This window comes from Mesorhizobium sp. LNHC252B00 (assembly GCF_000502955.1).
Taxonomy (GTDB): Bacteria; Pseudomonadota; Alphaproteobacteria; order Rhizobiales; family Rhizobiaceae; genus Mesorhizobium.
Window position 1 is genome coordinate 411,424 of record NZ_AYWO01000001.1, and the last position, 12,996, is coordinate 424,419.

General features: G+C 63.8%; 12 protein-coding genes. 8 read left to right on the forward strand and 4 right to left on the reverse strand.

Annotated features, from left to right (window positions below; genetic code table 11):
* Positions 1–29: 29 nt before the first annotated feature.
* The 5 genes from recN to X744_RS167345 all read left to right on the forward strand — a co-directional run bounded on the left by recN (position 30) and on the right by X744_RS167345 (position 6,268).
* Positions 30–1,703: a DNA repair protein RecN gene (gene recN / locus X744_RS167360; protein ID WP_023757018.1), complete on the forward strand. Its 1,674-nt coding sequence runs from the start codon at positions 30–32 to the stop codon at positions 1,701–1,703.
* 171 nt (positions 1,704–1,874) lie between these two features.
* A complete protein-coding gene (gene ligA, locus X744_RS167355) occupies positions 1,875–4,079 on the forward strand; it encodes an NAD-dependent DNA ligase LigA (protein WP_023757019.1) in 2,205 nt (734 codons plus the stop codon).
* Complete coding sequence (locus X744_RS167350) at positions 4,076–4,780, forward strand: TIGR02453 family protein (RefSeq protein ID WP_023757020.1); 705 nt, start codon at positions 4,076–4,078, stop codon at positions 4,778–4,780. The genes ligA and X744_RS167350 overlap by 4 nt, the downstream gene beginning before the upstream one ends.
* A 340-nt stretch (positions 4,781–5,120) precedes the next feature.
* Positions 5,121–5,975, forward strand: coding sequence for an AzlC family ABC transporter permease (locus X744_RS0135745; RefSeq protein ID WP_023757021.1), 855 nt, complete (start codon positions 5,121–5,123; stop codon positions 5,973–5,975).
* A complete protein-coding gene (locus X744_RS167345; protein WP_023757022.1) occupies positions 5,972–6,268 on the forward strand; it encodes an AzlD family protein in 297 nt (98 codons plus the stop codon). Before X744_RS0135745 ends, X744_RS167345 begins: the two co-directional genes overlap by 4 nt.
* A 240-nt stretch (positions 6,269–6,508) precedes the next feature.
* Here X744_RS167345 and X744_RS167340 read toward each other — a convergent pair whose 3' ends face one another.
* The 3 genes from X744_RS167340 to X744_RS167330 form a co-directional block, all read right to left on the reverse strand.
* Positions 6,509–8,353: an aminopeptidase P family protein gene (locus X744_RS167340; RefSeq protein ID WP_023757023.1), complete on the reverse strand. Its 1,845-nt coding sequence runs from the start codon at positions 8,351–8,353 to the stop codon at positions 6,509–6,511.
* 132 nt (positions 8,354–8,485) lie between these two features.
* Positions 8,486–9,358 (reverse strand): 50S ribosomal protein L11 methyltransferase, encoded by an 873-nt coding sequence (locus X744_RS167335; RefSeq protein WP_023757024.1) that lies wholly within the window; start codon positions 9,356–9,358, stop codon positions 8,486–8,488.
* Positions 9,359–9,368: 10 nt separating this feature from the next.
* The gene (locus X744_RS167330; RefSeq protein WP_023757025.1) at positions 9,369–9,938 is read right to left on the reverse strand and encodes an SCO family protein; all 570 of its coding nucleotides are present in this window, start codon (positions 9,936–9,938) and stop codon (positions 9,369–9,371) included.
* 304 nt (positions 9,939–10,242) lie between these two features.
* Here X744_RS167330 and X744_RS167325 point away from each other — a divergent pair, with 304 nt between their 5' ends.
* A complete protein-coding gene (locus X744_RS167325) occupies positions 10,243–10,746 on the forward strand; it encodes a CreA family protein (RefSeq protein WP_032906885.1) in 504 nt (167 codons plus the stop codon).
* A gap of 83 nt (positions 10,747–10,829) precedes the next feature.
* A complete protein-coding gene (locus X744_RS167320; RefSeq protein WP_023757027.1) occupies positions 10,830–11,471 on the forward strand; it encodes a DapH/DapD/GlmU-related protein in 642 nt (213 codons plus the stop codon).
* Between the two features lie 91 nt (positions 11,472–11,562).
* Here X744_RS167320 and X744_RS1000000173380 read toward each other — a convergent pair whose 3' ends face one another.
* The gene (locus X744_RS1000000173380; protein WP_023757028.1) at positions 11,563–12,720 is read right to left on the reverse strand and encodes a LysR family transcriptional regulator; all 1,158 of its coding nucleotides are present in this window, start codon (positions 12,718–12,720) and stop codon (positions 11,563–11,565) included.
* Here X744_RS1000000173380 and X744_RS1000000173385 point away from each other — a divergent pair.
* Entirely contained in the window at positions 12,719–12,874 is a 156-nt protein-coding gene (locus tag X744_RS1000000173385) for a DUF1127 domain-containing protein (RefSeq protein WP_245266380.1), read from the forward strand. The genes X744_RS1000000173380 and X744_RS1000000173385 overlap by 2 nt on opposite strands.
* Positions 12,875–12,996 lie beyond the last annotated feature (122 nt).

Below are 12,996 nucleotides of genomic sequence, written 5' to 3' on the forward strand. Positions count from 1 at the left end.
GTCGCGTGCCGTTCTAGATTCGGGTTCTGATGCTTTCCAGACTGTCGATCCGCGATATCGTCCTGATCGAGAAGCTGGATATCGACTTCCAGCCGGGTCTTTCCGTGCTGACCGGCGAAACCGGTGCCGGCAAATCCATCCTGCTCGATGCCTTGTCGCTGGCGCTCGGCGCGCGCGGCGACGCATCGCTTGTGCGCCATGGCGCTGCGCAAGGACAGGTCATCGCCGTCTTCGACGTGCCGCGCAACCATCCGGCCCGCATGCTGCTTGCCGACAACGCCATCGAGGATGACGGCGACATCATCCTGCGCCGTTTGCAGACAGCGGATGGCCGCACCCGCGTCTTCGTCAACGATCAGCCCTCAAGCGTCACCTTGATGCGCGATGTCGGCCGCGCGCTGGTCGAGATCCATGGCCAGCACGATGAACGCGCGCTGGTCGATCCCGGTGCGCACCGCGAGGTGCTCGACGCTTTCGGCGGCCATTTCGGCGCTGTTCGCTCGACGGGCGAGGCATGGCGGCACTGGCGCGCCTGCGAGCAGGAGCTGTCGCGACACCGTGCCAAGGTGGCGGCGGCCGCGCGCGAGGCCGACTATTTGCGCGCAGCGGTCGCGGAACTGACGAAGCTCGATCCGCAGCCGGGCGAGGAGACCGATCTCGCAGAATTGCGCGCGTCGATGATGCGGGCCGAAAAGATCGCATCGGAAATCCATGATGCGCAGGATGTGCTGTCCGGCCCGTCCTCGCCCTTGCCGCAATTGGCGAGCCTGCTGAGACGGCTGCAGCGCAAGGTGACTGAGGCGCCGGGCTTGCTCGATGACGTGGTCAAGTCGCTCGACGAGGCGATGCTGTCGCTCGACGCGGCGCAATCGGGCGTCGAGGCAGCGTTGCGCGCCACCGAATATGATCCGCAGCGCCTGGAGAAGGCGGAGGAGCGGCTATTTTCGCTGCGCGCCGCCTCGCGCAAGCACAGCGTCGCCGTCGACGACCTGGCGCAACTGCGCGACACGATGGTTGCCGACCTTGCCGATCTCGATGCCGGCGAGGAACGCCTGCACGGGCTGGAAAAGCAGGCCGCAGCGGCCCGCGAGACCTATGACATTGCCGCCGCGCAGCTATCCTCGCTTCGTCATGCGGCGGCTATCGGCCTGACGAAGGCGGTGATGGCGGAATTGCCGGCACTGAAGCTCGAACGCGCCGCTTTTATCGTGGAGATGAAAAGCGAGGCCGAGAGCCGCATGGAAGACGGCATCGACCAGATCGAGTTCTGGGTGTGCACCAACCCAGGCACGCGGCCCGGGCCGATGATGAAGGTCGCGTCCGGCGGCGAGCTTTCGCGTTTCCTTTTGGCGCTGAAGGTAGCGCTGGCCGATCGTGGCTCGGCGCCGACGCTGGTCTTCGATGAAATCGACACCGGCGTGGGCGGCGCCGTCGCGGACGCCATCGGCCAGCGGCTGGCGCGGTTGTCGAAGCGCGTCCAGGTGCTCTCGGTGACGCATGCGCCACAGGTGGCGGCGCGCGCGGCGACTCATTTCCTGATCTCCAAATCCGGTACCACCGACCGTGTCGCCACCGGCATTGCCGAGATGGACCGGCCGGCGCGGCAGGAAGAGATCGCGCGCATGCTGGCCGGCGCCACCATCACCGACGAGGCCCGCGCCGCCGCCGAGCGGCTGCTGCGTGAGAACACCGTCGCTTCCTGACGACGCTGCTTCTCGATCGGGATTGCTTCCAGCCGGTCAAATCCGACGTCCCAACAGAGTCAGCATATGGCTGCATCCCGCTGTTTAGGCGTGGTTTTGTCAGAATTTCAGCTCCCGTCCATCCGAATCCTGATCTATTGTCCCGAGCCAACAGCAGCCAGGTGCAAAACCATGTCCGAGAAGCCAGTTGATGCCCTGACCGAAATCGAGGCCGAAGCCGAGCTGAAGCGCCTGGCGGAACAGATCGCCGAGCACGACCGGCATTACCACACCGAAGACGCGCCTGTTATCACGGACGCCGAGTATGACGCGCTGGCGCGGCGCAATCTCGCCATCGAGGAGCGCTTTCCGGCGCTGGTGCGCGAGGATTCGCCCTCGCGCAGGGTTGGCGCGGCACCGGCGGAAGGCTTTACCAAGGTGCGCCATGCGGTGCCGATGCTCAGCCTCGCCAAGGCCTATACCGACCAGGATGTCATCGATTTCATCGAGCGCGGCCGGCGGTTCTTCGACCGCGACAAGGATCTCGACATCGCCTTCACGGCCGAGCCGAAGATCGACGGGCTGTCGGCTTCGCTGCGCTACGAAAAGGGCGTGTTCGTGCAGGGTGCGACGCGCGGCGACGGTGCCGTCGGCGAGGATATCACCGCCAATTTGAGGACGATTGCCGACATCCCGGCGAAACTGAAAGGCTCGGGCTGGCCCGAAATCATCGAGATCCGTGGCGAGGTCTACATGACCTATGCGGAATTCGAAGCGTTGAAGCAACGCTCGGCGGCAGTCGGCGGCCAGGACTACGTCAATCCGCGCAACACGGCGGCCGGGTCGCTGCGCCAGAAGGATCCGTCCGTCACCGCCAGCCGCAACCTCAAATTCTTCGCCTATGCCTGGGGCTACACGACTGCGGATCCTGCTCCGACCCAGTATGATTCGGTGCAGAAGTTCGCGGAGTGGGGATTCAAGATCAGTCCTCTGATGGTGCGGGCGAAATCGGCCGATGACCTGATCGAGCATTATCATCGGATCGAGGAGCAGCGCTCGGCGCTGGGCTACGACATCGACGGCGTCGTCTACAAGGTCGACCAGTTGGAGCTGCAGCGCAGATGGGGGTTCGTCACAGGCGAGCCGCGCTGGGCGGTCGCGCACAAATTTCCGGCCGAACAGGCGATGACGACCGTGCTCAAGATCGATATCCAGGTCGGCCGCACCGGCACGCTGGCGCCGGTTGCGCGGCTGGCGCCGGTCACGGTCGGCGGCGTCGTGGTCGAGAACGTCACGCTGCACAATGAGGACTATATCAAGGGCCTGGACAGCACCGGCCAGCCGATCCGCGACGGCATCGACGTGCGCATCGGCGACACGGTGGTGATCCAGCGGGCCGGCGATGTCATTCCGCAGATCGTCAGCGTCGTCATCGACAAGCGGCCGCCCGATGCCGTGCCATACGAGTTCCCGCACACCTGTCCGATCTGCGGTTCGCCGGCGACGCGCGAGATCAACGAGAAGACCGGCAAGGAAGACTCCCGCCGGCGCTGCACCGGCGAACTGATTTGTCCGGCGCAGGCGGTGGAAGGATTGCGCCACTTCGTGTCACGTGGCGCCCTGGATATCGAAGGCCTGGGGGCGGAGAACATAGACACTTTCTTCAATGCGGGATTGATCAAGACTGCCGCCGATATCTTCACGCTCAGGGATCGGCGCCCGGCGGTCACCAGGGCACTCGCTGAACGGCGCGAGGAGCAGGCGAGGCAGCGCGAGGCCGCATCGGGCAAGACGCGCAAGAATGTACGCAGCGTCGAGGATCGCAATTACGAAGGGTTAGACAAGCTGTTCGCGGCGATCGACTCGCGCCGCGAGCCGGAACTCGACCGTTTCATCTTCGCACTCGGCATCCGCCATATTGGCGAAACGACGGCCGCAGTGCTTGCCCGGACGTTCTCGACCATCGAGGAGTTGATCCGCGTCGGCAAGGAAACAGCGGCCGCTGCCGATCCGCACAGTGTCTTCCCGTCGGTCAACGGCATCGGCGACACGGTTATCAATGCGCTGCGCGATTTCTTCGGCAATCAACGCAATGACGACGTGCTCGACGCGCTGCTCAAGCAGGTCAAGCCGAAGCCTTATATCGTCAACGTCTCGGCCGACAGCGAGGTCGCCGGCAAGACGATCGTGTTCACAGGTTCGCTGGAGAAGATGACACGTTCCGAAGCCAAGGCGATGGCGGAGCGTCTCGGCGCCAAGGTTGCAGGGTCGGTTTCGGCGAAGACCGATCTTGTCGTGGCCGGGCCCGGTGCCGGCTCCAAGCTGAAGCTCGCCAGCGAACACGGCATCGAGGTGATCGACGAGGACGCCTGGCTGGCGCGGATAGGCAAGGCATGACTGGATCGTTCACCGGCTTCGGCGCCAAAGCCATTCCGTTCCTTAAGGCGCTGGATTTCCACCAGAGCCGCGAGTGGTTCCTGGAGAATCGCGACATTTTCGAAAAGGATTTGCGCGATCCCTTCGGCGATCTTGTCGAGACGCTGACGGAGCGCTTCGCGAAGGCCGGCATCGGCCTGCGCGGCGACCGCAAGAAATCACTGTTCCGGATCAATCGCGACGTGCGCTTCGCCAAGGACAAGCGGCCCTACAACCGGCATCTGTCGGCCATCCTGTCGCCCGACGGCACCAAGATGGAGCAAGGGGTGTTCTACGTGCATATCGGGCTGGAGCGCTGCTTTGCCGGCGTCGCCTGGTGGCAGCCGGAGCCGGCGCTGCTGCTGGCGATGCGAAAAGCCATCGCGACAAAACCGGACAATTTTCGCGCCGTGGTGGCGGCGTTGAAGAACAACCGTCTTGAACTGGAGACGGAAGGCTGCATGAAGCGCACGCCACGCGGCTTCGAGCATATCAGCGATGCAGATCTGGTCGCCGCTATCCGCAACCGGCATTTTGTCGTCCAGCACCTCATCGATCAGGCGGGAATTCATGAGGCTGATCTGGTCGACGAGCTCGTCGATTTCACCTTGCGTGCCAAGCCGCTGCTCGACTGGGGCCGAGCGATCGAGGGCAAGGTTTCGGAGCTTTGGGCCACCCCGTAGCCGTTTCGGGTTTCAAGTCGAAGCGAGGGCCGATGCACGGCCTGGTTGCTTTGTGAGTGCAGTTATGCTATGTATTTAGCCATGGTGCTGATTTGCGCCAGTAACCCGCCGCAGAGGCGGGTTTTGCGTTTCGGGTCCTGGCACCGTCCTGCACAGCCGATGAAGCACAGGCGAGTGCGCCTGTAGGGCGCCAACTGGAATCAGGGAATCACACGGCGCGCGTATCGCGGCCTTGCTAGATCAGGACATATCAGTTTCGCTGATTTGTTGGCTCAAGCGAATTCGTCTGACTTTTCAACCGCGCACCCCCTAAATACCGGCGCGACGTTAGGAATGTGACATGTCGGCTGAGACCTTGACTACGAATTCCGTGAACAGCGATTTCTGGCAAGGTGTTCGGCTCTCGATGCCTGTCGTGGTGGCGTCGGCGCCGTTCGCGGTGTTGTTCGGCGCGCTCGCCGTCGACAATGGCTTCTCGGTCCTCGAAGCCTTCCTGATGAGCGCGCTGATCTTCGGCGGCGCCAGCCAGATGGTCGGCATAGAACTGTTCGGCCAGCATGTCGCGCCGTNGTTCGGCGCGCTCGCCGTCGACAATGGCTTCTCGGTCCTCGAAGCCTTCCTGATGAGCGCGCTGATCTTCGGTGGCGCCAGCCAGATGGTCGGCATCCAGCTGTTTGGCCAGCATGTGGCGCCGTGGTTGATCGTGCTGTCGATCTTTGCCGTCAATTTCCGCCATGTGCTCTATTCCGCCGGCATCGGCCGGCGCATCGCGCACTGGCCCGTCATCAGCCAAGCGCTCGGCTATTTCATCCTTACCGATCCGCAGTTCGCGGTGGCCGAGGCGAGGGCGCAATCCGGCCAGACGGTCGGCTTTGCCTGGTATCTGGGACTTGGACTGCCGGTCTACCTGTTCTGGATCGTCGAAAGTGCGCTTGGCGCGGTGTTCGGCAAGCTTATCCCCGACACGCATGCGCTGGGCATCGACTTCCTGCTGCCGATCTATTTTCTTGGTCTGGTGCTGGGCTTCCGCAAGCGGCCGCTGTGGCTGCCGGTGGTCATCGCCAGTGGCGCCGCCTCGATCATCGCCTACAAGACGGTGGGCTCGCCCTGGCATGTCTCGATCGGCGCGATTGCCGGTGTGCTGCTGGCGGTCATCCTGCCTCCCCACCACAGCGGCGTGAAGGCACGGCCATGAGCACGACATTCTGGATCATCATCGCCGGCGCGATCGCCACCTATCTCACGCGCATTGGTGGGCATCTGGTCATCTCCCGCTTCGACACCATCCATCCGCGCGTCGAGGCAGGCCTCAATGCCGTGCCGGCGGCGGTGCTGACGACGCTGGTGGCGCCGGAGCTGTTGAATGCCGGACCGGCGGAATGGGCAGCGTTGGTCGTCACATCAGTGGTTTCGCTGCGTGGCGGACTGATGTCGATGTTCCTGGCGGGGGCTGCGGTGTTGATTTTGGCGCGGCAGGTTGTGGGGTAGCTGCTCCTCAAGGAGATTTGCGAAGGTCGCGAAACTGCCAATCTCCCCCCATGTGGGGGAGATGTCCGGCAGGACAGAGGGGGGCGTGAAGGATCGCCAACGTCATTTGTCCCACGACCAAGCCAAAATAATCCCAGGGCGCAATTGCAAATCGATCGAGAGGTCGGCGGGACAGCGCCCCCCTCTGCCCTGCCGGGCATCTCCCCCACGAGGGGGGAGATTGGCAGCCTCACCGTTCAATCAAATCTTGGCGTCGTGGGGCAGCGGCGCCGTCGCTTTCTCCAGCCAGGCCAGCGTCTCGCCGTCGAGCATCGGTCCGATCTCGGCCAGCACGCGCGCATGATAGGTGTCGAGCCAATGCAGCTCGTCGCGCGTCAGCAAATCCGATCGCACCAGCCTGGTATCGATCGGCGCCAGCGTCAGCGTCTCGAAGCCGTGCATGGCGATGTCGCCGCCCTCGATCGCTTCGGCCGGCGTGACCAGGATGAGGTTCTCGATGCGAATGCCGTAGGCACCTTCCTTGTAGTAGCCCGGCTCGTTGGACAGCATCATGCCTTCCAACAGTTTTTCGGTGCCGGTGCGGGCAATGCGCTGCGGCCCTTCATGCACGGCCAGATACGAGCCGACGCCATGGCCGGTGCCGTGGGCGAAGTCGCAGCCGTGCTTCCACAGCGCCATGCGGGCGACGGCATCGATTTCCGAGCCGCGCGTGCCGGCGGGGAAGCGCAGTGTGGAAATGCCGATCATGCCTTTTAGCACCAGCGTGAAACGCTCGCGCATCTCCTGCGTCGGCTGGCCGATCGGCACGGTGCGGGTGATGTCGGTGGTGCCGTCCTGATACTGCGCGCCGGAATCGAGCAGGAACAGTTCGCCGGCCTTAAGCTTGCGGTTGGTGGCGCGCGATACGCGGTAGTGCATGATGGCGCCGTTCGGGCCGGCGCCGGAAATGGTGTCGAAGGCGACGTCGCGCAGCGGCATCTGGGTTTCTTCACCTGTCTGCCGGCGCGTCTCCTCCAGCCTGGTGACGACGGATATCTCGTCGAGCGAGCCGGGTTTTTGCCGCTCCAGCCAGCACAAAAGCTTCGCCACGGCCGCGCCATCGCGCCGATGCGCGGCGCGCGAGCCATTGATCTCGGCCTGATTCTTGGTGGCCCGCGGGATGCGGGCGGGGTCGGGTGCCGCAACCACCGTGCCACCATTGGCCTCGACCAGCATGCGCAGCCTGTCAGCGGCCAGCACGGGGTCGAGCGCGATTTTCGCGCCACTCTTGGCGAGGGCCACGATCGCCGCTTCGAATTCGCTGGGCTCATGCGGTTCGGCGAGCTGGGTGAGGTAGGCCGCGACCTGACGCGAGAATTTGCGCCGGTCCATGAAAAGCTGGTGCGACCCGTCGGCGGCGAGGATGGAGAAACCAAGCGCCAGCGGCGTGTGCGGCACGTCGCCGCCACGGATATTGAAGGCCCAGGCGATGGAGGAGGGGTCGGTGAGCACCGCGTGGGTGGCGCCGTCCTTGGCGATCGCGGCCGCCAGCCGCGCCAGCTTGTCCTTGGCGAGTTCGCCGGCAAAGCCGATCGGGTGAAGTTCGACGGGTGCCACCGGCGCGTCCGGCTGATCCTTCCAGATGATGTCGATCGGGCTCTTGTCGAGCGGCACCAGCACCGCGCCCGACTTGTCGGCCGAAGCCTGCAGCGCCTTGACCTCGCTGATCGTGTGCAGCCACGGGTCGAAGCCGAGCCGCGCGCCCTTGCCTAGATTGTCCTTGAGCCAGACGGCGGGCGGGTTATCGACCAGGCTTTCGATTGCAAAAATGTCGAGATCGACCTCGCCCCGCACCTGCAGCGTGTAGCGCCCATCGACGAAGACGAAGGCGCGGTCGCGCAGGACGATGGCGACGCCGGCCGAGCCACTGAAGCCGGTCAGCCATTTCAACCGCGCCGAACGATCGGCGACATATTCACCCTGCTGCTCGTCGGCGCGCGGCACGATGAAGCCATCCAGCCCGTTGGCTTCAAGCCATTGGCGCAGCAACCCCACGCGCGGTTTGCCGACGGCCGGGTCGCCCGCGGAATCGAAGGTCTGGAACATGGTGGCCTCCTGCAGTCAGCACAACCGTAGCGTAAGGTCGCGGAAACCGGAATCGATTTCCGGCAGCGGCAAATTGCTACGGCATCGCTTGACTGACAACCGGCGGACCTTGGTCCAAGCTTGTTGTCGGCTTCAATGTTTGAGGTGGATCGTCACCCAGCCTTCGCGATGCAGGGTTCTGACATGCCGGAAGTTCTGGCCGACATAGGCCGAGACGACGGCGTCGCGCTGCCGCTCGAGGATGCCTGACAGCACGATCGAGCCACCGAGGGCGATGTGATCGGCCATTTGCGGGGCCAGCCGCATCAGCGGCCGTGCCAGTATGTTGGCGACGATGAGATCGAAAGGCGCGCGTTTGCCGAAGATCGGGTGGTGAAAGCCTGGAGCGGTGACCGTTTCCACCAGCGCCTTGACGTGGTTGAGCCGCGCATTGGCGGCTGCCACTCTCACCGCCACCGGATCGATGTCGGTGGCCAACACGGGAATACGCGCCAGCTTGGCGACGGCAATTGCCAGCACAGCACTACCGGTGCCAAGGTCGAGCGCGTTGCGCGGGTGCTCGCGCCGGACCACTTTTTCCAGCATTTCCAGGCAGCCGGCCGTGGTGCCGTGGTGACCGGTGCCGAAGGCGAGGCCGGCCTCTATCTCGATTGCGAACTCGCCGCTATGGCGTTTTTTGCGATCATGCGAGCCGTGGACGAAGAAACGGCCAGCGCGCACCGGCTTCAGCCCTTCCAGCGAGCGTGCCACCCAGTCGATGTCAGGCAGGCTCTCGCGCTCGATCGGCTTCGACAGGGAAAGCCCGGCAAGGATGTCCTTCAAGCGGGCCTCGACCGCATCGACGTCGCCATCGGCGTAGAGCGACACTTCGTGGATGTCATTGTCCTCGTCGACCTCAAGCAGGGCGATTGGCAGGCCTTCATCCTCGAAGGCCGCTTCGAGCGCATCGAAAATGCGGATCGACTCGATCTTTCCGATGGAGAAGTAGAGGCGCGTCTGGGTCATGAAATGATGATCAGCTTTTCGCCGCCAGCAGCTTCAGCTTGGTCATGGCCGTTTCCGAACTTTCGCCATAGGCGATGGTGCCGGCAAAGTCACCCTTGGCGTTGAGCAGCAGCACCGAAGCCGTGTGGTCCATCGTGTAGTCGCCGTCGCCGGTGTCGACCTTCTTCCAGTAGATGCCGAACGACTTGGCCATCGCATGGACCTTGTCTGGATCGCCGGTGATGCCGGTGATCCGGTCGGAGAAATTGCTGACATAGGCGTTCATCACCTCTGGCGTGTCGCGCTCCGGATCGACCGAGACGAAATAGGCGTGCAGGTTCTTGCCGTCGTCGCCGAGCGTCTTCAGCCAGCCGGCCAACTCGAACAGCGTGGTCGGGCAGACCTCGGGGCAATGGGTGAAGCCGAAGAAGACAACGCTGGGCTGGCCCCTGAAGGCAGCCTCGGTAATCGGCGCGCCTTTCTGGTCGACCAGGGTAAAGGCTGCGCCGAAAGGCTCGCCGCCATAGTGGCCGCGGTACCAGTCGAAGGTCAGCCAGCCGATGCCGGCCGCCATCAGGACGAGAATGCCGNTCGCCGCCATAGTGGCCGCGGTACCAGTCGAAGGTCAGCCAGCCGATGCCGGCCGCCATCAGGACGAGAATGCCGATCAGGATAGAACGCATCATCAGTAAGGTCCGTCTTGCAATTTCTTCGGCGTGCCAGCCAAGACCAGGCGAGCCCTTGGTTCGGCGAACAGTCTTAGCGGTTTGACCGGGTACACGCAAAGGTGCCGCGTTGACGCAACCGGCCATGGCGGATGCGGCGTTTTCATCCGGTGCCGCCGCTTGCAATGCCGTGCTCTTCGCCCCACCTGAGACCGGCAAACTCGAACCCCGGAGGCTATCTTGCAAGGATCGATTGGGCGAAAACTGCTCGGCGGCGCCCTAGCCGCGTGCCTTGTCCTCGGCGCCGGTGCGGCCCTTGCCGATGAAGTCGGCAAGGTCGGGGTCGATTGGCTCGGCAACGACATCGTCGTCGAGGCGATCAAGGATCCGAAGGTGGAGGGCGTGACCTGCCACGTCTCCTATTTCGATCGCGGCATCATCGATCGCCTGCACAAGGGCAACTGGTTCGAGGATCCGTCCGATTCTTCGATCTCCTGCCGCCAGACCGGTCCGATCATCATCGGCGACATCGACATGAGCGAACGCGGCGAGGAAGTGTTCAAGCAAGGCATCAGCCTGATCTGGAAGAAGCAGGTGGTGAACCGCATCTACGACAAGGCCAACGAGACGCTGATCTATCTCTCGCATTCGCGCCAGGTTCAGAACGGCTCGGCCAAAATGTCGGTCACCACCGTGCCGCTCTATGGCCAGAACGTGGTGTGGAGCAAAGGCAAGCCTCAATAGGGGCTTCAGCTCTTTCGCGGAACCGGTAGACGGACGATTGGTCCCGCTTGCGGGACCAATCGCTCTGACGTAAAGCCGCCGGCATGGATCGTTCCGAAAATCTCGTCCCGAAGGATTCCGAGCCGCGCATCCATCCGACCGCGGAACTGAAGGCGTGCAAGCTCGGCCGCTATGCCTCGATCGGCGAGCGGGTGGTGCTGCGCGAGGTGAGCGTCGGCGACTTCTCCTATTTCGAACGCCATTCGGAAGCGATCTACACGACGATCGGAAAATTCTGCTCGATCGCTGCCAACAGCCGCATCAATGCTCTGGAACATCCCATCGAGCGGCTGACACAGCACAAGGTCAGCTATCGGCCGAACGAGTATTTTCGCTGGCTGGGCGTCGATGCTGCATTCCGCGCACGGCGGCAGGCGAAAGCAGTAACCATCGGCCACGATGTCTGGATCGGCCATGGTGCGGTGATCATGCCCGGGGTCACCATCGGCAATGGCGCCGTCATTGGCGCCAACGCGGTGGTGACGCAGGATGTGCCGCCCTATGCAATCGTCGCAGGCGTACCGGCGAAGCCGCTCAGATCTCGCTTTCCGGCCGCCATCGCGGCCCGGATCGAAGCTCTCGCCTGGTGGGATTGGCCGGTCGAGAAACTCGCGAGCGCGGTTCCCGACATGCAGGCAATGCCGATCGAGGCATTCCTTGACCGCTGGGAAAACGACGGGGCCTGACCTCCCTCAGATGCGCTTGTTAGCGGCCGATCGACGCCCGAGGCTTAACGGATCGGCGTCTCGCCACGAAACAGCGGCTGGTGCGCCCGCATCAAGGCGGCAATCCGGTCGGCGACCTTTCGTACCGGCGGGGAGTGACGTTCCTCGTGATGGGTGACGATCCATTGGTCGGTTTCGAGTTCGGGGATAGGCTGAGCGACGCGAACCAGGCGTGGGTCGCCGTCACCGACGAAGCAGGGAAAGACCGAAAGGCCGGCGCCGGCGGCCACCAGTTCGCGCACCGAATGGGTGTTGTTGCCGCGCACGGCGATGCGGNCAGACGTGTGCTCTTCCGATCTAAGACCGAAAGGCCGGCGCCGGCGGCCACCAGTTCGCGCACCGAATGGGTGTTGTTGCCGCGCACGGCGATGCGGTCGCCGTGATGGGCTTGTAGCCAGCGCGCCGAGGCAATGTTCGCCCCTTCGCCGGTGACGCCGACGAACAACCCGGCGGCGATGCCGTTGATCAGGTGGCGCCCGGAATAAATGGCGTGGGCGACCTTGCCGCTCTGACGGCCGGCCAGCCACTGCTCGGTCGGGCGGTCGCTGCGGATACCGATGTCGGCGGCACGGCGACCGATGTCGACCCGGTCGGTGGTGGTGACGAGCTCCACCCTTATGCCGTCGTCGACCGTCCAGATCTCGCCGATATGGGCGGAAACGAAGGCCGAAGTCCACGGCCCGGCCGACACACGGACAATGCGGTCGGGCAGGCTTCCTTCGCGCCAGCGGGTCAGCGACTGCATTGCTGCCTCGACGTCTTCGGCGCGCCGCAGCAGTTCTTCACCGACCGGGGTCAGCCGGTAGCCGGTCTGCTGACGCACGAACAGCGGTTCGCCGATCTGCCTTTCGAGCGCGGTGACGCGTCGGCCAAGGGTGGCTGCGCTGAGGCGCGTGGTTCCCGTCGCTGCGCTCAAGCCACCCAGCCGCGCAACGACGAGAAACAATCTTAGATCGTCCCAGCTAATGTCCATTTTGCAGAAATGAAAAACTCCTTGCGACCGTGGCTGTAGCGCGAAGCCGGCATCACGCGCAAGTATGCAGGCATTGGAAGCATTGGACAATCCTGCTCGGCGGGATAGCGACAAGCGCCTCGGCTGGCCGACGAGCCAGCGCAATCCTTTCGATCGCGCATGCGCTTTGCGCAGATGCTTTGCGCTTTCGACCAACCAGAGCGCGCCGCCTTTCTGCGCGCCAAAGGAGATGATCATGTTGTATGAACTTCGATCCCATTTCGCCCGCTGGCTTGCCTATCGCCGGACGCTTGCGAGCTTGAGGCGGGCCCCGGACAGCACATTGGCGGACGCTGGCATTTCTCGCGAAGAGATCCGCGAGCGTGCCCGCCACGCCAGCTTGCGACTTTGAGACAATGAGGCGGGCATGCAGATGATGGAACTTTGGGAAGATCGGTCGGTGCCGCGCATCGGGGGTCTGGCGGTCGTGGTGCCGTCCGCTTCAGGGAACCGTTCCGCGCGCTCTCCGGACTG